The 21,336-nt window shown below is 72.5% G+C and carries 19 protein-coding genes and 1 pseudogene; 12 read left to right on the top strand and 8 right to left on the bottom strand.

Annotated features, from left to right (window positions below; translation table 11 throughout):
- Positions 1-3 precede the first annotated feature (3 nt).
- From HUT10_RS38535 to HUT10_RS38510, 6 genes are read left to right on the top strand one after another with little or no spacing between them, the layout of a single operon-like run.
- Positions 4-1,662 (top strand): S9 family peptidase, encoded by a 1,659-nt coding sequence (locus tag HUT10_RS38535; protein WP_176175689.1) that lies wholly within the window; start codon positions 4-6, stop codon positions 1,660-1,662.
- Positions 1,659-2,258 carry an O-methyltransferase gene (locus tag HUT10_RS38530; RefSeq protein WP_176175688.1) on the top strand — a complete coding sequence of 200 codons (600 nt, stop codon included), beginning with the start codon at positions 1,659-1,661 and terminating at the stop codon, positions 2,256-2,258. Before HUT10_RS38535 ends, HUT10_RS38530 begins: the two co-directional genes overlap by 4 nt.
- Positions 2,245-3,621: an FAD-binding oxidoreductase gene (locus tag HUT10_RS38525; protein WP_176175687.1), complete on the top strand. Its 1,377-nt coding sequence runs from the start codon at positions 2,245-2,247 to the stop codon at positions 3,619-3,621. The genes HUT10_RS38530 and HUT10_RS38525 overlap by 14 nt, the downstream gene beginning before the upstream one ends.
- Positions 3,618-4,514: a hypothetical protein gene (locus HUT10_RS38520; RefSeq protein WP_176175686.1), complete on the top strand. Its 897-nt coding sequence runs from the start codon at positions 3,618-3,620 to the stop codon at positions 4,512-4,514. The genes HUT10_RS38525 and HUT10_RS38520 overlap by 4 nt, the downstream gene beginning before the upstream one ends.
- A 50-nt stretch (positions 4,515-4,564) precedes the next feature.
- Positions 4,565-5,842, top strand: a complete 1,278-nt coding sequence (locus HUT10_RS38515) for an MFS transporter (protein ID WP_176175685.1) — start codon at positions 4,565-4,567, stop codon at positions 5,840-5,842.
- Positions 5,839-6,465, top strand: a complete 627-nt coding sequence (locus HUT10_RS38510) for a VOC family protein (RefSeq protein WP_176175684.1) — start codon at positions 5,839-5,841, stop codon at positions 6,463-6,465. The genes HUT10_RS38515 and HUT10_RS38510 overlap by 4 nt, the downstream gene beginning before the upstream one ends.
- 10 nt (positions 6,466-6,475) lie before the next feature.
- Here HUT10_RS38510 and HUT10_RS38505 read toward each other — a convergent pair whose 3' ends face one another.
- Positions 6,476-7,354: a LysR family transcriptional regulator gene (locus HUT10_RS38505; RefSeq protein ID WP_176175683.1), complete on the bottom strand. Its 879-nt coding sequence runs from the start codon at positions 7,352-7,354 to the stop codon at positions 6,476-6,478.
- A 70-nt stretch (positions 7,355-7,424) separates the two neighbouring features.
- Between HUT10_RS38505 and HUT10_RS38500 the strand changes: the two genes are divergently transcribed.
- Entirely contained in the window at positions 7,425-8,441 is a 1,017-nt protein-coding gene (locus HUT10_RS38500; RefSeq protein WP_176175682.1) for an SDR family oxidoreductase, read from the top strand.
- Between the two features lie 137 nt (positions 8,442-8,578).
- Here the strand turns inward: HUT10_RS38500 and HUT10_RS38495 are convergent, their stop codons facing one another.
- From HUT10_RS38495 to HUT10_RS38465, 7 genes are all read right to left on the bottom strand, one after another.
- Positions 8,579-9,553, bottom strand: coding sequence for an AraC family transcriptional regulator (locus HUT10_RS38495; protein WP_176175681.1), 975 nt, complete (start codon positions 9,551-9,553; stop codon positions 8,579-8,581).
- Positions 9,554-9,576: 23 nt separating this feature from the next.
- The gene (locus HUT10_RS38490; RefSeq protein WP_176175680.1) at positions 9,577-10,311 is read right to left on the bottom strand and encodes an SDR family oxidoreductase; all 735 of its coding nucleotides are present in this window, start codon (positions 10,309-10,311) and stop codon (positions 9,577-9,579) included.
- 58 nt (positions 10,312-10,369) lie between these two features.
- A complete protein-coding gene (locus HUT10_RS38485) occupies positions 10,370-12,283 on the bottom strand; it encodes a S8 family serine peptidase (RefSeq protein ID WP_176175679.1) in 1,914 nt (637 codons plus the stop codon).
- Between the two features lie 146 nt (positions 12,284-12,429).
- On the bottom strand, positions 12,430-13,326 hold the full coding sequence (locus tag HUT10_RS38480; protein ID WP_176175678.1) for an NADP-dependent oxidoreductase: 897 nt from the start codon (positions 13,324-13,326) through the stop codon (positions 12,430-12,432).
- Between the two features lie 271 nt (positions 13,327-13,597).
- Positions 13,598-14,989, bottom strand: a complete 1,392-nt coding sequence (gene lpdA / locus HUT10_RS38475) for a dihydrolipoyl dehydrogenase (RefSeq protein WP_176175677.1) — start codon at positions 14,987-14,989, stop codon at positions 13,598-13,600.
- A gap of 343 nt (positions 14,990-15,332) precedes the next feature.
- Positions 15,333-16,103, bottom strand: coding sequence for a 1-acyl-sn-glycerol-3-phosphate acyltransferase (locus tag HUT10_RS38470; protein ID WP_176175676.1), 771 nt, complete (start codon positions 16,101-16,103; stop codon positions 15,333-15,335).
- A gap of 68 nt (positions 16,104-16,171) precedes the next feature.
- Positions 16,172-16,576 (bottom strand): nitroreductase family deazaflavin-dependent oxidoreductase, encoded by a 405-nt coding sequence (locus tag HUT10_RS38465; protein WP_176175675.1) that lies wholly within the window; start codon positions 16,574-16,576, stop codon positions 16,172-16,174.
- 216 nt (positions 16,577-16,792) lie between these two features.
- Between HUT10_RS38465 and HUT10_RS38460 the strand changes: the two genes are divergently transcribed.
- The 5 genes and pseudogenes from HUT10_RS38460 to HUT10_RS38440 all read left to right on the top strand — a co-directional run bounded on the left by HUT10_RS38460 (position 16,793) and on the right by HUT10_RS38440 (position 21,335).
- Complete coding sequence (locus tag HUT10_RS38460; protein ID WP_176175674.1) at positions 16,793-17,833, top strand: LacI family DNA-binding transcriptional regulator; 1,041 nt, start codon at positions 16,793-16,795, stop codon at positions 17,831-17,833.
- A gap of 83 nt (positions 17,834-17,916) precedes the next feature.
- Positions 17,917-19,050 carry a DUF993 family protein gene (locus HUT10_RS38455; protein WP_176175673.1) on the top strand — a complete coding sequence of 378 codons (1,134 nt, stop codon included), beginning with the start codon at positions 17,917-17,919 and terminating at the stop codon, positions 19,048-19,050.
- Positions 19,050-19,861: pseudogene (locus tag HUT10_RS38450) on the top strand (sugar phosphate isomerase/epimerase family protein). The gene HUT10_RS38455 and the pseudogene HUT10_RS38450 overlap by 1 nt, the downstream one beginning before the upstream one ends.
- A gap of 54 nt (positions 19,862-19,915) precedes the next feature.
- Positions 19,916-20,578 carry an IclR family transcriptional regulator gene (locus HUT10_RS38445; RefSeq protein ID WP_176175672.1) on the top strand — a complete coding sequence of 221 codons (663 nt, stop codon included), beginning with the start codon at positions 19,916-19,918 and terminating at the stop codon, positions 20,576-20,578.
- A gap of 46 nt (positions 20,579-20,624) precedes the next feature.
- Positions 20,625-21,335: a response regulator transcription factor gene (locus HUT10_RS38440; protein WP_176175671.1), complete on the top strand. Its 711-nt coding sequence runs from the start codon at positions 20,625-20,627 to the stop codon at positions 21,333-21,335.
- Position 21,336 lies beyond the last annotated feature (1 nt).

Here is a 21,336-nt window from a genome sequence, read left to right as displayed (position 1 = left end):
GCGATGACGGAAGCGACCCGGCTGGTGGCCGATCTGCCCGACCGCCCGGACGCCGTCGTCAGCGGCCTGTCGGAGGCGTTCCGGCAGTCCCAAGTGGACTACCTGCCGGACTCGGTGTGCTGGTACCGGGACCGCTGGCTGGTCTCCACCGACGCGTGGGGAGACCGCCGGGTGGGCCGGTTCGACCCGGACGCCCGTCGCTGGACCGGGTTCCCGGCGCCCGCCGGCTGGATCCGGCGGCCGATGTCGGACGGCGGCGACCGGCTGAGCGTGCTGTGGCACGAGCACCACGCCGACGACGGCAGGCAGCTCGCCCTGCGCGACGGCCGCTGGGACGTGCTCGAGGAGCACGTCGAAGAATCCGGGGTCACCGACTGGGACGGCAGGCGCCTGGCGCATCGCAGCCCGGCGGGCAACGCGGCCGTCCTGACCGCCGGCGGCGAACTCGTCCAGGTGACGACGCAGCCGGACGGGAAGTCGGCGTTGACCGGCCCCGGGTGGCAGATCGGGGTTCCGCGCGGGGCCACGGTGTCGCACCTTTCGCCGTCACCGGACCGCGAGGCGGTGCTGGCGGTGATCCGCGGCGGTGCCAGCTACCAGCTCGTCGTGATCGCGAGCGGGACCGGCAAAGTGCTCAGCCCGCAGCCGCTGCGGAAGGTCGTGCTGCCGTCCTCCGCCTGGCTGGACGACACCCGGGTCGTGCTCTGCGCGGAGGAATGGCCGAGCATCGTGCCCTACGTCTGGGATTGGGCGAGCGGGCGCGTCGAGCCGGTGTGGGCACCCGGGACGACCGGATCCGTCCGGTCCGTGGCCACCGCCCCGGACGGCACGTGTGCCGCCGCGGTCGGCACCCCCACCCTGCCGCGCACACTCCGGGCCCTCGACGACACGTCCTTCACGGCGCCGGCGCCGGGTGGCGAGGTCCGCGCGGTGGTCGTGCGGCGGGGCGAGCAGCTGCTGCCGTGCCTGGTCCACGAACCGCAGACCGCCTGCCGCGGCACCGCGTTCTTCGTCCCCGGTGGCCCGCACGTCCCGATGTGGGGCGAGTTCACCGCGCTGACAACGGCGCTGAACGAACAGGGCTGGCGGGTCGTGCGGGTCAACCTGAGCTCCAGCGGTCTGCGCCAGCCCGAGTACCGGCCGAAGGGACCGGTCCGGTTCGGCGTGGACGACGTGGCGGACCTGGGCGTGGTGATCGAAGAGCTTGCCGACGGCCCGGTCGTCACCATGGGGATGAGCTACGGCGGTTACGTGGCGGCGCTCGCGGGCGAGCTGTCGGACCGGTGCGCCGGGGTGGCTCTCCTCGGCGGCTTCCTGCACCACGACGACCTGGCCGGCACGGCACACCCCGGCGTGCGCCAGTTCGCCGGGTTCGCGTTCGCCGGCCGCGCCCCGCTGGGTGCCGACCGGCTGCGCAAGCGCTACTTCATCGCGCACGGTGAGCTGGACGAGCGGATTCCGATGGCTGCCGTGCGGAGGCACCTCGACCGGATGGACCAGCAGGCCACTTTCGTGGAGCTCGACGGCGAGGGGCACGCCATCCGCACCGACCGGGGTGCCCGCCTGGCTTATCCGCCACTACTGGAGTGGATGAACGATGTACGCGGCGGCCGGGCACCGGCCGGGGGCCGCCGCGTCCGAGAGGGCGTGGAGGAATCGTGAACGAACTGGTCAAGGTCCCGAAGCTCGTCGAGGTCGCCGAGAAGCGGGCCATGGAAGAGGACTTCCACATGTCCAGCGCCCGCGACACGGGGCAGCTGCTGCGCGCGCTCGCCGCGAGCAAGCCGGGCGGGCTGCTGCTGGAGATCGGCACGGGCGTCGGCGTCGGCGCGGGCTGGCTGCTCGACGGCATGGACCCCACCGCGCGGCTGATCACCCTGGAGGTGCATCCCGAAGCAGCGGAGATCAGCACGGAGATGCTGGCCGGCGACTCCCGCGTCGAGGTGGTGCACGCCGACGCGATCGAGTGGCTGCGGACGTACGACGGCCCGCTCTTCGACATGATCTTCGTCGACGCCAGCGTGCCGAAGTACGAGGAGCGGGCGCTGACCCTGTCCCGTATCGCCCCCGGTGGCCTGTTCGTCTGCGACGACGTCATCTGGTCGGCGAGCTGGGATCCGGCCGTCCGGCCGAGCAAGGACCGGGTCGACAAGTTCCGGCTGGAGATCTTCGACGAGCCGGACTTCCACGTGCTGCTGATGGACTGGGGGCCCGGCGTCTGCGTCGCGACCCGGATCGCGGCCGATGTCGACAGCTGAGGACGGCCGCGCACTCCGCCGGGCGTTCGAGGCCGGGTTCGGCGGGACGATCGTCGACCGGTGGCATCCCGCCTACGACGACGCGCGTCGCGTGTGGAACGGGCTGGTGGACCGGCGTCCGGCGCTGATCGCCCGGTGCGCCGACGTGGCGGACGTGATCGAAGCGGTGTGCGTGGCCGCGGAGCACCGGCCGCCGGTGAGCATCCGGGGCGGCGGCCACCAGGTCGCCGGCAGCGCGGTGTGCGACGACGGGCTCGTGATCGACCTGTCGGCGATGACCGCGGTGCACGTCGACCCGGCACGCCGGGTCGTGCGGGTGCAGGGCGGGGTGACCGTCGGCGAGCTGGACGCCGGGACACAGGTCTTCGGGCTGGCGGTGCCCGGCGGGGACGTCACGGGCACCGGCGTGGCGGGCCTCGCCCTGGGCGGCGGGATCGGCATGCTGACCCGGGCACACGGCCTGACGTGCGATCACCTGCGGTCGATGGAGATCGTGACGGCGGACGGCCGGGTCCGGACGGCGGGCCCGGACGAGTACCCGGACCTCCTCTGGGCGGCGCGCGGCGGCGGGCGGGGTCTCGGCGTCGTCACCGGCATGGAGTTCGACCTCGTCCCCCTGGGGCCGACCGTCTCCTACGCCGAGGTGTACTACTCGTCGGAGCAAGGGGATGCGGTGCTGCGGGCCTGGCGCGACGCGGTCGCGGCCCTGCCGGACACGGTCTCGCCGATGGCGATCCTGCGCGGTATGCCGCCGTACCCCCAGGTGCCCGAAGAGTTGCGGGACACCCCCGTCGTCGGCGTCGGCGCGGTTCACGCCGGTCCGCCGGAGGAGGCGCAGGCGGTGCTCGCACCCCTGCGTCAGCTGGCCACCCCGCTGCTCGACGTGAGCGGGACCGTGGGCTACGAGCAGTCGCCCAGCCCGACCGCCGGGATCCGGGCCTTCATGAAGTCCCATTTCCTGGACGAGCTCACCGACGACGCGATCCGGACCCTGCTCGACCGGCAGGCGTGCTGCCCCGGCCCCGGCGCCGAGCTGGTGATCCGCACGATGGGCGGCGCCGTCCGGGACATCCCCGCGGACCGCAGCGCGTTCCCGCACCGCGCGGCGCAGTTCAACGTCAACGTCAACGCGATGTGGCGCGACACCGGGCTCGACGAGACGATCCTCGGCTGGTGCCGGACGAGCTGGACGGCGCTGGGACCGCACGCCAACGGAGGTGTCTACCTGAACTTCTCGGGCTTGGCCGAAGACGCCGATTCCGTGCGCGCCGCCGTTTACGGACCGAGCGCGGCCCGGCTGGACGCGATCCGCAGTGAATTCGACCCGGAGGGACTTTTCGCGTGGGCCGCCCGTCAGCCGTGACCTCCCGTGCCGACCGGCTCCTCGCCCGGCTGATGGAGGCGTACGAGCAAGGAGCGCTGACCGAGGTCGACGCGGCGGCCTCGCAACTGGGGACCGCGCACCCGGAACTGCAGGTGTGGTCGGCGTACATCCGCGCCGGCGTCATGGCGTTGCGCGGTGCGCCGGAGGCCGGCCTGCGGCTGCTCGCCGAGGCCGTCGAACGCGGTGGCTGGTGGAGTCCGCAGCTGCTGGCCGATCCCGCGCTGGAGACCATCTGGCCGCTCGACCGCCAGGACGTCCGCGCCGAGTCGGAGCGGCGCTGGCGGGCGGCGCAGGAGCGGGCCGAGGTGAGCTGGGAGCTCATCCGCCCGGACACACCGCCGTCCGCGGTCGTCGTTTCCTTGCACGGCAACGGTCCGGCGCCCACGGATCTCTTCGCCTCGCTGTGGGCCGAACTGGGCTCGTGCGCGGCCTGCCTGGTGCGCTCACCGCAGCTGGCCGCCGTCGGGGTGCATGAATGGCGCGACCACGACCGGGCCGTCGCCGACGTCCGGACCGCCGCGCGGGCCGCACGGGCCGAATTCGGCCCGGAGGTGCCGCTGGTCCTCGCCGGACTCGGCGCCGGAGGCCGGATCGCGATCGAAGCAACCCTCACCGGTGCCGTGGCGGCGGACGGCGCCGTGGCGTTCGCACCGAACCTGCGGCCGCTCGGAACGGTGGCCGCAATCGAGCCGCGAATCTGTATTTTCCCTGGTGGGACCCCGGCATCGGTGGCCTCGTGCGAAAGCTTCGCGGGATGGGCCCGTACGCGCGGGATCGACTGTTTCCTCCGTTACGAGGACGGGATGGGCCACGCGTTTCCGGCGCGTTTCGGTGCGGCGATGGAGGGGGTCCTCACCTCCGTTCTTCGGTAGTATCCCGTACGCGCGGGCGAAATTCGCTCGCCGGTTCGCAAGGGGGTTGTATGACGGCGGCTGCCGATCCGCAGAAACCGGGCGTGTGGGCGACATTCCGCGACGCCCCCGCGGCGGCGAAGACGATCATGTTCGGCGTCATCGTGAATCGTCTCAGCGGCTTTCTCGTGATCTTCCTGGTCCTCTACGTGTCAGCGCTCGGCTATTCGACCGCCCAGGCCGTGTTCGCCCTCGGCGCCTACGGAGCCGGCGGGGTGGTGGGCACGCTCGTCGGCGGGGCGCTCTCCGACCGGTTCGGGCCGCGTCTCACGATCGCGGGGAGCATGGGCCTCAGCGGCCTGCTGATCGCGTTCATGCTGGTGCCGAACCAGTATCCGCTGCTGTTGGTGGCCAGCGTGCTCGTCGGCGTCACCTCGCAGGTTTTCCGGCCCGCCTCCTCCACCCTGCTGTCGGACCTCACCCCCGCCGACAACCAGGTGATGATCTTCGCGATCTGGCGGTTCGGCCTCAACGTCGGCTCGACCGTGGCCCCGATGCTCGGGTTCGCCCTCTACTACCTGGACGGCAAGCACTACACGGTGGTCTTCCTCACCGAGGCGATCGTCGCGGTCGCGTACGCGGTGCTGGCCTGGGTGATGCTGCCACCCCGGGACGTGGTGCGGACGATTGCCGCGCCGGTCGAATCCGACCCCGCCGCCGGCTCCGGCCGCGGCGGTTACCTCGCGGTGCTCCGGAACCGCCGCTATGTCGTCTTCCTGCTGGTGGCCGCCGTGCACACCATCGTTTACCAGCAATACCTTTCGACGTTGCCCCTGACCGTGAACGAGGTCAAGCTGGACGTCTTCTGGTACACGCTCGCCGTTTCACTGAACGGTTTGGTGGTGATCGCCCTCGAACTGCCGGCGACGAAGGTGGTGCAGCGGATGCCGATGCGGATTTCGATCGCGATCGGCCTCGCCCTCATCGGAATCGGCGTCGGCGTGTACGGGCTGCCCTTGGTACCGGCGGTGATCATCGGCGGGACACTGCTGTGGACGATCGGCGAGATCATCAGCGGCCCGTCGCTGTTCGCCTACCCCGCGGTCGTCGGGGCCGGCCCGCTGAAGAGCCGGTACATCGGCAGTTTCCAGTTCGCTTTCGGGCTCGGCAACACGGTCGCCCCGCTGGTCGGCGGCTGGCTGTTCCTCTCACTCGGAACCGCCCTGCTGTGGCCGCTCCTCGGCGCCGTCGAGGTGCTCGTCGCGGTGGCGATCCTCGGCCTGGTCCGGGTGCCGAAGAAGGCGCCGCCGGCCACCGAGCTGAACGAAGTACCGGCCGAGACGGCATGATCGACCACATCCTGTACGCCACGCCGGATCTCGAGTCCGGTGTGGACGAGCTGAACCGGCGGTTCGGGATCCGGCTTTCGCCCGGTGGCCGTCACCTCGAGCTCGGTACCCGGAACTACCTCGCCGATCTCGGTGACCGCACCTACTTCGAGGTGCTGGGCCCGGACCCGGACCTGCCGGTGCCGGCGCACGGACGGCCGCTCGGGATCGACGACCTGACCGAGCCGCGGCTGTCCACGTGGGCGGCCCGGGTGGACGATCTGGACCAGGCCGTGCGAGCCGCCACGGCGAACGGGTGCCGGTTCGACCCGGTCGTGGCCATGTCCCGGGACCGGGGCGATGGTGTCCACCTCGCCTGGCGGGCAGCCGCCCCCTCGGAAGGACAGGGGTTCGGCCGGGTCATCCCGTTCCTCGTCCAGTGGGAGACCGAGGCGTACGCGGCCGAGCTGTCCGCCAAGGGCGTGCACCTGGTGTCCTTGGTCGTGTCGCACCCCGACGCCGCGATGGTGCGGGGGCACCTGGCCTCGCTCGGCCTGGCGGACTGCGTCACCGTGCGGCAGGCGGCGGAACCTTCTCTGCAGGCAACGCTGCAGACCCCGGCCGGAGAAGTCACCTTGGGGTGAGCGGCCGTCCTCAGACCGTCGCGTGCTCCACCAGCGTCTCGATGAACGCCGTGGTCAGCGGGTCCGGGGCCGCGCGCGTGTACGCCGTCAGGGTGCGGTGGATCGGCACGCTCGGCCGCAGCACCCGGCCGTCGAAGCGGGGCGGCAGGACGTTCGCCGGGACCAGCGCCGGGCCCAGGCCCGCCGCCGCGAGGATCGGGGCGGCCGCCGTCTGCTCGGTGCGGACCGCCGCGCGGGGGCGGAAGCCCGCCGCCGCGCAGGCCGCGTCCACCAGCTCGGCCAGGCCGTTGCCCGTGGCGTAGTGCACCCACGCGCAGCCGTCGAGGGTGGCCAGGTCGACTTCGCCCGTGCCGTCGTCCTCGCCGGCGCCGTCGGCGGGCAGCACCACGACGAACTCCTCCACGCCCAGCTCGCGCACCGGACCCGCCCAGTCGCCGGGGCGCGGGCCGAGCGCGACGTCGGCCTCCCCCGCCGCCATCGCTTCGCGCAGCTCGCCGGCGTGGCGGAATTCGATCAGCCGGACGTCGACCTCGGGCCGGTCGCGCCGCCACACCCGCAGCGCCGGCGGCAGCACGCCGAGGCTGACCGAGTACACCGTGGCGACCTGCAGCTCGCCCGCCGCCGTCCCGGACGCGAGCCGGGCGGCGCGGCGCGCTCGTTCGGCGTCGGCCAGCGCCGCCCGCGCGTGCGGCAGCATCGCCCGGCCCATCGGGGTGAGCCGGACCGCCCGCGGCAGCCGCTCCAGCAGCGGCCCGCCGAGGCTGCGTTCGAGCGCCCGCATCTGGTGCGACAACGCCGGCTGCGTCACGTGCAGCTGCTCGGCGGCGCGGGTGAACGAGCCGGTGTCGACCACCGTGACCAGGTACTCCAGCTGTCGCAGGCTTGTCATGAGCTCAGCTTATCGACTTGGTGACAACCAAGCCTTGGACTTATCGCGCGTTCACCCCCAGCCTGGAGGCATGGAACGCAAGACCGCCCTGGTCGCCGGGGCCAACGGGATCATCGGCCGCACGCTCACCGAGCACCTGCGCGCGAGCGGCTGGGACGTCACCGGCCTCTCCCGCCGCGGCGGCCCCGGCACGATCGCCGTCGACCTCCTCGACCCGGCCGGCACCCGCGCGAAGCTGGCCCCGCTGACCGGCACCACCCACCTGTTCTACGCCGCCTACCAGGACAAACCGACGTGGGCGGAGCTCGTCCCGCCGAACCTGGCGATGCTGACGAACCTCGTGGAAGCCGCCGAAGCGACCGCACCCGGACTGGAGCACGTCAGCCTGATGCAGGGTTACAAGGTGTACGGCGCGCACCTCGGCCCGTTCAAGACCCCGGCGCGCGAGACCGACGCCGGGCACATGCCCCCGGAGTTCAACGTCGACCAGCAGCAGTTCCTCGAACGGCGGGCGGGCACCTGGACGTGGTCGGCGATCCGGCCGTCGGTCGTCGGCGGTACGGCGCTGGGCAACCCGATGAACCTCGCGCTGGTGATCGCGGTGTACGCGTCGATTTCGAAGGAACTCGGGCTGCCGCTGCGCTTCCCCGGGAAACCGGGCGCGTACGACAGCCTGCTGGAAATGACCGACGCGGGTCTCCTGGCCTCGGGGACGGTCTGGGCGACCGGGCACCAGGGCGCGTTCAACATCGCGAACGGCGACCTGTTCCGCTGGCGCGAACTGTGGCCGAAACTGGCGGCGTACTTCGAGCTCGACGTCGCCCCGCCGCTGCGGATGTCACTGGCGGAGGTGATGGCGGACAAGGGTCCACTGTGGACGGCAATGTCTTCGAAGTACGGTCTTTCGGCGTCCTACGCGGACGTTTCGGCTTCGTGGGCCTTCGGCGACTTCGTGTTCGGCTGGGACTACGACATGTTCGCGGACACGTCGAAGTCGCGCCGGGCGGGCTTCCACGAATACGTCGAAACGGAGCAGATGTTCTCCCGGCTGTTCGACGAGTTCCGGAAGGCCGGGGTGATCCCCTAGCGGCCGGCGGTACCAGGCGAAGGCACCGCCGGCCGCGGGTCAAAACCGCGTGCCGACGTCTTCCAACCCCCCGTGGAATTCCCCCTTACGACGACCGCGGCCTCCCGTTCAGGGTAGGCAGGCCGCTCGGCCGCCCGCTATCCGTTTTCCGCCGAGAGGTCCGCGGAAAACGGATGGCCCGCGGTGCGGGACGGCGGCTGCCCGTAGACCTCGCGGTAGTACGCGGCGAACCGGCTCAGGTGCGTGAAGCCCCAGCGCGTCGCGACTTCGGCGACCGTTCCGGACGCGGACCCGCCGGCGATCCGCAGCAGGTCCTGGTGCACCCGGTCCAGCCGGACCCGCCTGAGGTAGGCGCCCGGGGTGGTCCCGAAGCCGGCGCGGAAGCGGTCCTGGAGGGTACGGGGGCTGACCCGCGCGGCCGCGGCCATGTCGGCGACCGAGATCGGCTCGCCCGCGTGTTCCTCGCAGTACGCCATGGCCCGCCGCACCGCCCGCGGCAGCGCCGGGTGGGCGTGGGCGGGCAGGGCGGTGCGGTGGTCGTGCGGCTGGAGGTCGACCAGGCCGTGCACGAGGACCTGCTCGAAGTGCGCGGCGGCCAGCGGCGACCGGGCCGCCAGCGGTGACGCGGTGAACGCCGCGAAGGCCCGCGCGGTCGCCAGCCAGGCGGCGACGGCCGGGTCGGCGTCCGCGAAGCCGGGGTCGAACCGCAGCGCGGCGGCGGGCGGTTCACCGGTCTGCGTGGTGACGGCGGCGTCCACCGCCGCCTGCGGCAGGAACAGGATGAGGGTGTCCGAGCCGGCGGCCAGTGACATGCCCAGTGTCGTCCCGGGCCCGGCGATCGAGCAGGGCGAGGTGACCTCGCGCCCGGCCACCCGGACCGAGCCCGCGCCGGCGAGCGGGAGGTGGACGTTGTAGAAGTCGGGCAGTTCACCGGCCGCCACCTCGACCGGGACGCCCCAGCGCAGCTCGTAGAGCGCCAGCCCCCGCCGGTGCAGCCGGCGGAAACGGCCGGGCCCCCGCTCGCCCCGGCCGACGCGCAGGCCGTGGGGCGAGAACTCCTGAGTCACCGCCTCGTCCAGCGCCTCGACGTCGTTCCCCTCGTAGAGCAGCATCGCGGCTCCCCCTGCCGCCGACCCTACCCCCGGCCGATGAACGGCATGGTCGTCGCGGTGATGGTGAGGAACTGGACGTTGGCATCCAGCGGCAGCCCGGCCATGTACCGCACGGCGTCGGCCACGTGCCGGGCGTCGAAGGTCGGCTCGGCGACGACCCGGCCGTCGGCCTGCGGGATGCCCGCGGCCATCCGCTCGGTCATCTCGGTGGCGGCGTTGCCGATGTCGATCTGCCCGCAGGCGACGTCCCAGGCCCGCCCGTCCAGCGAGATCGACCGGGTCAGCCCGGTGACGGCGTGCTTGGTCGCGGTGTAGGCAACGCTTGCGGGCCGCGGGGCGTGCGCCGAGATCGAGCCGTTGTTGACGATCCGGCCGCCGCGGGGTTCCTGGTCCTTCATCAGCCGCACAGCCTGCCGCGCGCAGAGGAACATCCCGGTGAGGTTGACGTCGACGGTCCGCTTCCAGTCCTCGACGGACAGCTCGGCGACGGTCCCGCCCGCGGCGATCCCGGCGTTGTTGAACAGCAGGTCGAGCCGCCCCCACCGCTCCCGCACGGCCGCGAAGAGCGCCTCGACGGCTCCCTCGTCGGAGACGTCGGTGGGCACGGCGAGCGCGTGCTCGAAGCCCGCGGCGGTTTCGGCGAGCGCCTCGGACCGCCGTCCGGCCAGGGCAACGTGGTAGCCGTCTTCGAGGAGGGCGCGGGCCACCGCCCGCCCGATGCCCGAACCGGCTCCGGTCACCACCGCGGTCTTCACCATGCCCCGACCCTAACGAAAAGGGCCCGGCGCGTGCCGGGCCCTTCACGCGGAACGTCGGTTACTTCGCCGCCACGCCCAGCGCGGCGAGCGCCGGGCCGGCCATGATCACGCCGTTGCCGGTCACCGTGTCGAAGCCGGGCGTGCCCAGGTCGATCGCGCTCGACACCAGGGCCGAGCGGATCTGGGCCGGGGTCGCCGTCGGCTTGCCCGACAGCAGCAGCGCCGCGATGGCCGCCGCGTGCGGGGCCGCCGCCGACGTCCCGAAGAACGGCTGGAAGCCGGTCACCGAGGTCGCCACGCCGTCGGCCGCGGTGATGTCCGGCTTGTTGCGGACCGTGCCGCCGGTCGAGGAGACGTTGCCGGGGGTGATCGCCGTGCCGTCGGCGTTGTAGAACAGGCGGCGCTTGCCGTCGGAGGAGAAGCGCTCCCACTTGCTCGACGCCGTGTACAGGCCGGGGTACGGGCCGGCCGGGTTCGCCGGGTCACCGGTCTCCAGCGGGCGGCCGAACGCACCCGCCGCCGGCGCCGCCGCCACGCTGAACGCGTTGGCCGCGGCCGAGTGGCCGTTCGTGACACCGTTGGTGCTGAACGCCTTCAGCGAACCCGAAGCCACGAAGCGGCCGCGGATCACGTTCAGCGCGATGAACCGGTCGGCGCCGGAGTACTTGACGACCGCGACCTTGTAGCCGGAGCCGCTGGACGGCACGGACGCGATCTCGTACGGGTTCTGCGAACCGGACTGCGCGTTCTCGCTGGAGGCCACGACACTGCCCGAGGAGTTCAGGATGAACAGGTCGTAGTCGTTGGCGGACTTGCCCCACGGGTCGGACCAGAACAGCGTCACCGGACGGCCGAGCGAGCCCGCCGAAAGCGCGTCGAAGTTCTGCGTGGTGCTGCTCGGGTCGAAGTCGTGCGGGGTACCGGTGACGCCGCTGATCTTCGACGACGAGGCCCGGAAGTCGCCCTCGTAGTAGCCGCTGGTGCCGTCGGTCGCGTTACCCGAGTTGCCGGCCGAGGAGAAGTAGAGCACGCCGGCCGCGGTCACGTCGTTGACCGCCTGCGCGACCTGCGTGTCCTGGAACGGCGATTCGTCGAAGTAGGAGACGTCGTCGACGATGATCTGGCACTTGCCGGTGGTGCGCAGCGCGCGGATGTTCGCGGCGAAGCTGGCTTCGCTGGTGAACGCGGTGGCGAAGCCGAGGGTGGCGTTCGGCGCGAGGTCGTGGATGATCTCGAGCATCGCGGTGCCCTCGTCGCCGCTGCCCTTCTGGCCGGACAGCACGTCCACCGCGGGCAGTTCGCCTGCCGACTGCGACTTCGCCAGGGAGTCGACGCCGTCGGAGAGCACGCAGACCTTCACGCCGGAACCGCTGACGCCGTAGGTGGTCCGGGCGGTGTCGGCGCCGTGCGCCTTGTCGCCTTCGGAAACCTGCGTCGCGGCGGCGGCCTGCGCGGCGGCGGCTTGGCCGGCCTTGCGGAAGTCGCGGTTGCCCTGCTCGCTCCAGGTGGTGGCCTGCGCGGCGGGCTTGACCTCGGTGACGTCGGCCCGGCCGGCGATCGCGTCCAGGGCGGACAGCGGCAGGTCGGCGCGGACGGCACCGTCCGGCGCGGCGTAGCGGACGGTGCCGCCCGCCGCCTTGACGGCGTTCGCGACGGCGTTGCCCTGCGCGGCGATGTCGACGGAGACGGTGCCGGCGTTGCTGACGCCGACGCCGGAGCGGTATTCGGGCAGCTTCGCGGCCAGCGACCGGTCGGCCCGCAACCGCTTCTCGACGACCAGCTGGCTCGATTGCTTGCGCTCGGCGGGGCTGAGGCTCTTCTTGATGCTCTGCAGCGCGTTGATGCCCGCTTCGGTGCGCGCGGCCGCGGCGTCCACGGTGGACGGCTGCGCCGCCGAGACCCCCGTCGTCAGCAGCAGTGCGCCGACCGTCAGCGGAACCGCGTGCGCGGCGACCCGGCTGAATCTCACCATCGATGTCTCCCTGTGGTACTCGGCCACCTGACCGAATGACACCCGACCGGGTGTAATGGGGAGAATCTAAGGAGTGACCGAGCCGGATTCCACCGACCAAAGTCGGGAACGCCGCCGGGTCCACATGCTGGAACTCGGCCGGGTGCTCAAGGAAACGTGAGAACTATTTTTCCCCGGCCGTGTCCGGTTTCGATTTCCCGATGTGCGGCCGCGGCCTCGGTGTACGGGTAAGCCCGGCGCACGGTGAACCGCAAGTCACCCTTGGCGTAGAGCGCGGCCAGTTCGGCGAGCCGCGCGGCCGAGCGTCCGGACTTCGAGACGAGGACGCCGAGTTCCGCGGCCCGGTCGTGGTCGACGAGGGTGAGGATCCGGTCCCGTGCCTTCACCAGTTCGAGTGAGACGTCGAGTGCCTCCCCACCGGCCCCGTCGAGCACGGCGTCGATCCCCTGCGGCGCGGCGGCTTCGATGCGGCTCTTGAGGCCGTCGCCGTAGACGACGGGGGTGGCGCCCAGCTCGCGCAGGTAGTCCTGGTTGGCCTGGCTGGCGGTGCCGACCACGCGGGCGCCGCGGAGCTGTGCGAGCTGGACGGCCGCGGTGCCGACCGCCCCGGCGGCGCCGTGGACGAGCAGCGTCTCGCCGTGGCGCGGGTTCAGCAGTTCCAGTGCGATGGACGCGGTCTGCGCGCCGGCGGTGAACCCGCCGGCCACCTCCCACGGCATTTCCGGCGGCTTCGGCGTGACATCGGTGACGGGGACGACGATGCACTCGGCGGCGGCCTGCACGGCGGTGAAGCCGAGAACTTCGGTCCCGGCGGGGAGTTCGCCTTCGTCGACGACGCCGGCGAACTCGTTCCCGGGCACCCGCGGCCAGCCGAGCTCCAGGTGCGGCGGTTCCCACCCGGCCCGCACGGCGGCATCGAACGGCTGCACCCCGGCGGCCTTGACCCGCACCCGGACCTCCCCCGGGCCGGCGTGGGGTTCGGGCAGCTCGAGGACGCGGAGCACTTCGGGCCCGCCGAATTCGGTGAACGCAACGGCTTTCACGGATTTCCTCCAGTGGGTGGCGTGTACCGCCATCCTGGAACTTCGAGTCCACTGGAGGTCAAGAGCGGGAACTGCCGGTGCCCGGCCACACGGTCGGCGGCGTCGCGAGGATGCGCCGCGCCCGGGCCTGCGCGCCCCGATGCCTGCTCGTCGGCCTGTCAGGGGAAGTCCATCTTGGACGGTTGCGTTATCGCGCCCGGGTCCCCCGGCGGATGGGCGCGGTCCCGGCGAAGGTGCGCTGGGACCGCACCGGAGCTCCGCTTCGGCGTGCCTACATGTTGATCATGTGACCCGCGAGGCCGTGGATCGCTTCCTTCACGGCCTCGCCCAGTGTCGGGTGGGCGTGGACGTTGCGGGCCACCTCGTGCACCGTCAGGTCCCACTGCTGGGCCAGGGTCAGCTCCGGCAGCAGTTCCGTCACGTCCGGGCCGATCAGGTGGCCGCCGATCAGCTCGCCGTACTTGGCGTCGCTGATCAGCTTCACGAAGCCGGCCGCGTCGCCGAGGCCGTGGGCCTTGCCGTTGGCCGTGAAGGGGAACTTCGCCACCTGGACGTCGAAGCCCTTCTCGCGGGCCTGCGCCTCGGTCCAGCCGAAGCTGGCGATCTGGGGCTGGCAGTAGGTCGCGCGCGGGATCATCGGGAAGTCGAGTTCCATGGTCTCGGCGCCGGCGATCGTCTCCGCCGCCACCACGCCCATCGACTCCGACGCGTGCGCCAGCATCAGCTTCGCTGTCACGTCTCCGATCGCGAAGATGTGCTCGACGTTCGTGCGGCCGCGGCCGTCCACGGCGATCGCGCCGCGCTCGGTCAGTGCGACGCCCGTCTTCTCCAGGCCGTAGCCCTCGACGCGCGGCTGGAAGCCGATGGCCTGCAGCACCTTGTCCGCTTCGAGGACCTGCTGCCCGTTCTTCTCCGAGGACACGGTCACCCGCACGGACGAACCCGAGTCGTCGATCGACTCGACGCGGGTCGACGTCAGCACCTTGATGCCGAGCTTGCGGTACCGGCGCGCCAGCTCGGCCGACACCTCGGCGTCCTCCAGCGGCACCATCCGGTCGAGGAACTCGACGATCGTGACGTCGACGCCGTAGTTGTGCAGCACGTAGGCGAACTCGACACCGATCGCGCCCGCGCCCGCGATCACGATGCTCGACGGCAGCTCGCTCGAGAGGATCTGCTCTTCGTAGGTGACGACCCGCTCACTGCGCGCGGTGCCGGGCAGCAGCCGCGTGGTCGCGCCGGTGGCGATGACGCAGTGGCCGAACGTGATGCGCTCGCCGTTGACCTCGAGGGTGTGGTCGTCGACGAACGTGCCGTGCCCGTCGAACTCGGTGATCTTGTTCTTCTTCATCAGGAAGTGCACGCCCTTGACGCGCCCGTCGGCGACCTTCCGGCTCCGCTCGTACGCGGCGGTGTAGTCGACCTTGATCGGGCTGTCGGAGGAGATGCCGAACGCCTTCGCCTCCTGGGTGACGACGTGCGCCAGCTCGGCGTTGCGCAGGAGCGCCTTCGACGGGATGCACCCGACGTTCAGGCAGACACCGCCCCAGTACTTCTCCTCGACCACCGCGGCGCTCAGCCCCAGCTGGGACGCGCGGATCGCCGCGACGTAGCCGCCCACCCCGGCCCCCAGCACGACGACATCAAAGTGTTGTGCACTCATGCCTCGAAACTACCCTTCCACGCGGTGGGCGGCGGGGTGACCCGGGCCTCACGCGCGGCAAGCCCACGGCCGCCGAGACCGGCGGCGTCAGGCGGTGTGGCTGCCGCCCGGGGCGGCGGCGGGGACCGCCTCGCCGATGGTGCCCCGAGGCCTGCGGGCCGCCGCGAACACCACGCGTTGCGGAGGCCGGCGCCAGGCAAAGCTCCCTCGCGAGAGCGACTCCACGCCACATCCGCCCGGCCCCGCCCGGGGCAACGCCGACGCGCACGCCACCGACGGGGGTCCGCTCGGGGCAGACCCGGAAATCGTCATGCCGGCAGGTTCTCACCCACCACCGGCAGAATCAGGCGGCCACCGACGGCCGCTCGCCCCGGATCGACACCAGCAGCTCGGTGATCGCGGCCATGATCCGGGCGGTCGCCTCCTCCAGCACCGCGCGGGTCAGCTCGCGGCCGGCCAGGTCCGACAGGTCGACCGGCGGGCCGGCCACCAGCTCCACCGTCTTGCGCGGCAGCACGCGCGGGAGCTTCGCCGTCGACGGCAGCAGGTGGTGGGTCCCCCAGTTGGCGACCGGGATCACCGGCGCCCCGGTCTCCAGCGCCGCCCGCACCACGCCGGTCTTGCCGCGCATCGGCCAGCCGTCGGGGTCCGTCGAGAACGTGCCCTCCGGGAAGATCGCGACGCATTCGCCCGCCCGCACCGACGAGACCAGGTCGCGGTAGGCCTCCGCGGCCGTCGCCGCGCCGCGGTAGACCGGGATGTGGCGACCCGAACGCATCACGCGCCCGACCACCGGCAGCTTCCACAGCGAAGCCTTCGCCAGGTACCGCGGCACGCGGCCGGCCTCGAGGCAGAACGCCGTGAGCGTCGTCGGGTCGGCGAACGACAGGTGGTTCGACGCCACCAGCACACCGCCGGACTTCGGGATGTGGCGCGCACCCCGGACGCGGAACCGGGTGGTCTGCACGAGCAGCTGCCAGACCACCTCGATCGCGAAGCTGTACCAGGCGCCACGGCCGGCGCGGGCGAAGCGCCGGCCGTAGGCGATCATCTGGCGTCGGGTGAGCAGCTCACCTTCGGTGTCCAGGGCGGTCCAGCGGTCCATGACTGTCATTCGTAGCCCACGACCGGCCGGATCGGCCCACGCCCGCGCCGAACGCGGCGCAGATCACAGCGGGATTTTCAGAGCCGCTCGAGCACGACGACCGGGATCTCACGGTCGGTCTTCTTCGCGTACTCGTTGTAGTCCGGCCAGACGGCGGCGAGCTTTTCCCACAGCTTCGCGCGCTCCTCGCCGACGGCCGTGCGGGCACGCGCGGAGAACTTGTCCGCCTTGACCTGCACGCCGACCTCGGGGTGCTCGACGAGGTTGAAGTACCAGCCGGGGTGGTTCGGCGCGCCGCCCTTGGAGGCCACGATCACCGGGTTGCCGTCGACCTCCTGGTAGATCAGGGCGAACTTGCGCTCCTGACCCGTCTTGCGGCCCGTGGTGGTCAAGACCAAAGTGGGGACGCCTTCCTTCCACTCGTGGCCGACCTCGCCATCGGTCTCCTCGTAGCGGCGGACGTGCTCGTCACCGAACAGCATGCGGGTTCCTTTCTCGGACTTCGTCAGTGGCGGGCTCACCACTTGAGAGTTCTCCTGGTTTCCAACAAACCCGCGGCGCGCGATCTTCCCCGCCGTTTTCACTCGTTCGGGGGAGGTCCCCCGAGCAGCGGCTTCTCCCGGCACACCCCCCTCCCAGTAGATTGCACCGACCGAGCACGCCGAGACACTCGAGACCGACTCTTGGAGGAGCCAGCCATGAAGGCCCGGCCGCACGTGACACTCGAAGACGTGGCACGCAGCGCGAACGTCTCGCTCGCGACGGCGTCGCGGGTGCTCAACGGCACCGCGTCCGTCCGCGCCGACCTGCGGGAGCGGGTGTCCGCCGCGGCGGCCGAACTGGCCTACGCCCCCAACGCGCACGCGCAGGCCCTCGCCGGTGGCACCCACCGCACGGTCGGCGTGATCTGCCACGACGTCAGCGACCCGTACTTCGCCGCCATCGCGGGCGGGGTGATGCGGGTGGCCACCGACAACGGCTTGCTCGTCATGCTGGCCGGCACGTTCCGCGACCCGGACCGCGAAGTCGCCTACGTCTCGACCCTGCGGGCCCAGCGCGCCGCGGCCATCCTGCTCATCGGCTCGGCGTTCGAAGACCGGGCGTGGGAACGCGCGATGGCCGCCGAACTGGAGCCCTACCGCCGCGGCGGCGGCCAGGTCGCCGCGGTCAGCAGGCACCGCGGCCTCAAGATCGACACCGTGCAGCCGGACAACAAGGGCGGCGCCGCGGCGCTGGCCAAGGAACTCGTCGGCCTCGGCCACAAGCGGTTCGCCGTGCTGGCCGGGCCGCGGCAGCTGAGCACCGTGATCGACCGGCTGGCCGGGTTCACCGGCGAGCTCGCCGCGCACGGCATCGAGCTGCACGAAGAGGACGTCGTCGAGGCCGCGTTCAGCCGCGACGGCGGTTACGAGGCGACGAAACGGCTGCTCGCCGGGCGCCGGCGCAAGCTGCCGACCTGCCTGTTCGCCGTCACCGACGTGATGGCGATCGGCGCGCTGACGGCGTTGCGCGAGGAGGGCCTGTCCGTGCCCGGCGACATTTCGGTGGCCGGCTTCGACGACATCCCGGTGGTCCGCGACCTGGCCCCGGCGCTGACCACGGTGCGTCTGCCGCTGGAGGAACTCGGCGAACGCGCGATGGACCTGGCGATCAAGGGCGCCGCGGGCACCCGGCCGCGGACGGTCCGGCTCTCCGGCGAAGTGGTCCTGCGGGAAAGCACCGGACGGCCCAAGCGCTGACCCCGGACGGGCCTTGCCGCGGGCGCGGCGCAGGCCCTACCGTGGCCTGAGAAAGCGCTTTCTGACTCCTCCGGAGGTCTGCGATGCTGGTGCTCCCGGCTCCCGGCGGCGAGCTGCTGAACTGGTCGCCGTCCGGACCACGGCCACCCGCACCCCCGAACACGCCACCGTCGTCGCGCGTCGCCTACGCCGCCGCGCACGTCGTCGCGGACGCGCTGGCCGACGAGCCCTACACGGTGGATTGGGACACCACGCTGGCCTTCCGCGAGCACCTCTGGTCGTGCGGGCTCGGCGTCGCGGAGGCGATGGACACCGCGCAGCGCGGGATGGGCCTCGACTGGGCGGCCACCCGAGAGCTGGTGACCCGCACCGGTTCGATCGCGGCCGGACGGCGCTGGTGCGCCGGGGTGGGCACCGACCAGCTGCCGCCGGGACCGGCCACCGTCGCGTCCATTGTGGACGCCTGGCGCGAGCAGCTCGACCTGGTCGCCGGGGCGGGCGCGGTCCCGGTCGTGATGGCCAGCCGGGCGCTGGCCGCGGCGGCGACGGGCCCGGACGACTACCACGCGGCCTACGGGAAGCTGCTGTCCGGAGCGGGCGGCCCGGTCCTGCTGCACTGGCTGGGCGAGCAGTTCGACCCCGCGCTGGCCGGCTACTGGGGCCACGACGACGTGCGCGCGGCCGCCCGCGAACTGGCCGCGCTGTGCACCGAACACGCGGGCACGATCGCCGGGGTGAAGGTTTCCGTGCTCGACGCCCGGGCCGAAGTCGAATTCCGCCGGGCGCTCCCGGACGGCGTCGCCTGCTACACCGGTGACGACTTCCACTACCCCGAGCTGATCGCCGGGGACGCACGCGGCCACAGCGAAGCCCTGCTCGGCATCTTCGACCCGCTCGCCCCGGTCGCCGCGGCCGCGCTGACCCGCCTCGACGAGGGCGACGAGGCCGGGTTCCGCGCCCTGCTCGACCCGACCGTGCCGCTGTCCCGCGAGATCTTCCGCGCGCCGACCCGGCACTACAAGACCGGCGTCGTGTTCCTGGCCCACCTCAACGGTCACCAGGACCACTTCCGGATGATCGCCGGGCAGGAGTCCGCGCGCACGATCACCCACCTCGCCACCCTGCTGCGGCTGGCCGACGAGGCAGGCGTGCTGGCCGATCCCGACCTGGCCGAGGCCCGGATGCGGCCGTTGCTGCGGGTCGCGGGGGTCGCGTGATGGACCCGCGGCTGAGCCTCAACCAGATCACCACGAAGTCCTGGTCGCTGCCCGAAGCGGTGGCCGGCTGCGCCGAGGCGGGCGTCGGCTGGATCGGCCTGTGGCGCGACAAGGTCGCCGAGACCGGCGTCGACGAGGCCGCCCGGCTGCTCGAAGAGCACGGCGTGCGGGTTTCGTCGCTGTGCCGCGGTGGGTTCTTCACCGGCGTGACGCCGGAAGGCTCCCCTGTGGACGGTGTGGCGCAGACCCGCGAGGCGATCGACGAAGCGGCCGCGCTCGGCGCCGGCGTGCTGGTGCTGGTCGTCGGCGGGATCGCCGGCAACGACCTCGCCGCGTCCCGGCAGCGGGTCGCCGACGCCGTGGCGAGCTGGCGCCCTACGCCGGGGAGCGCGGGGTGCGGCTCGGCCTGGAACCGCTGCACCCGGTGCAGTGCGCGGAGCGGTCGGTGCTGTCCACTGTGGAGCAGGCGCTGGCGATCGCGGTGGAGCACCCGGCCGAGCAGGTCGGGGTGGTCGTGGACGAGTTCCACGTCTGGTGGGACCCGCGGATCGAGGCGTCGATCGCCGCGGCCGCCGGGCGGATCGCCGGGTTCCACGTCTGCGACGTCCTGGTGCCGCTGCCGGACCCGCTGCTCGGGCGCGCGTTGCCGGGCGACGGCCCGATCGACCACCGCCACCTGCGGGCGGCAGTCGAGGCGGCGGGCTACACCGGGCCGATCGAGGTCGAGGTGTTCAACGCCCAGTTGTGGGCCCGGCCCGGCGGAGACGTGCTCGCGGAGACCGTTGCGGCGTTCGAGCGATTCGTGGCCTGATCCGGTCCACCTGGCGCCTACGCTGGGTCCGTCAGGCGGACGGGGGGGTCGCGCATGAAGACCGACGACGACGGTTCGGTCCGGAGCGTGCTGCGCGCGTTCGACCTGCTCGCCCTCTTCACCGAACACCGCCGGACCTGGGCGGTCAAGGACCTCACCACGGCCAGCGGGCTGGCGAAGACGACCGTGCTGCGGCTGGTCGCCACCTGCGAACAGCGCGGCCTGCTCTGGACGCGCCCGGACGGGCGGATCACCGTCGGGCCCGGCATGCTGCGGTGGGCGCAGCTGGCGAACACCGCGTGGCAGCTGCCCGAGCCGGTCCGCCAGGTGCTGCGCGAGCTGGCCGCCGAGTGCCGGGAGACGGTGAACCTCTACGTCCGCAGCACCTCCGTGCTGGTCTGCGTGGCCCAGCAGGAAGGACCGCTGGCCATCCGGCACGTCGGCCGGGTCGGCGACGAGCTGCCGCTCGGCTTCGGGGCCGCCGGGCGCGTCCTCGACGGCGCCGAAGGCGCCGCGGTGAGCCACGGCGAGCCGGAGCCGGGCGCCTCCAGCGTCGCCACGCCGGTGCACGACGGCGACGGGCGGCTGCTGGCCGCCCTCGCGATCACCGGGCCGAGCAGCCGGTTCGGGCCGGGCGAAGTCGCTGCGTTCACCGAAGCTCTGACCGCCGCTTCGGTGCGGATATCGCAGATCGGCCTCGCAACGCGGGCGGAATAGGCCACAGAGGTCCGGATTCCGGCGTCCGGTTGGTTAGGCTTCCGGCATGCCGAACCTGCTGGTGGTGGAAGACGACGCGGCGATCGGCAGCGTGCTCGAATCGACCCTCGGGCTGCACGGTCACCAGGTGTGCTGGAGCCGCGACGGGCGGACCGCCCTGCAGGCCGCCGAGTCCGGCGACTTCGACCTCGTGCTGCTCGACCTGGGCCTGCCCGACCTCGACGGCGTCGAGGTCTGCCGCCGCCTGCGGGCCGCGCTGCCCGCGGCGGTGCTGGTGATCCTCACCGCGCGGCAGGAGGAGATGGACGTCGTCGTCGGCCTCGACGCCGGCGCCGACGACTACCTCACCAAGCCGATCCGGCTGGGCGAGCTGCTGGCCAGGGTGCGGGCGCACCTGCGGCGCGGCGCGCCGGCCGGGGCCCGGCCGCCGGTCACCGTCGGCGGGCTGACCGTCGACATCGCCGGCCGCCGCGCCATCCTGGGCGGGCGCGAGGTGGTGCTGCGGGCCAAGGAGTTCGACCTGCTGGCCCGGCTCGCCGAGCAGCCCGGCGTCGCGGTCAGCCGCGAGACGCTGATGTCCGAGGTCTGGGACGCGCACTGGTACGGCTCGACGAAGACGCTGGACGTGCACATCGCGGCGGTGCGCCGGAAGCTGTCGGCGGCCGCCGGGCCCGGTGCGGAGGTGCCGCGGATCGCCACCCTGCGCGGGCACGGCTACCGGCTGGAGGACCCGGCCCGTACCGCGGCCGAAGGGTAGC

Origin of the sequence: Amycolatopsis sp. Hca4 (genome assembly GCF_013364075.1) — a bacterium.
GTDB lineage: Bacteria > Actinomycetota > Actinomycetes > Mycobacteriales > Pseudonocardiaceae > Amycolatopsis.
Note: the sequence above shows the minus strand (reverse complement) of the source record. Positions and strands in the feature narration are given on the sequence as shown.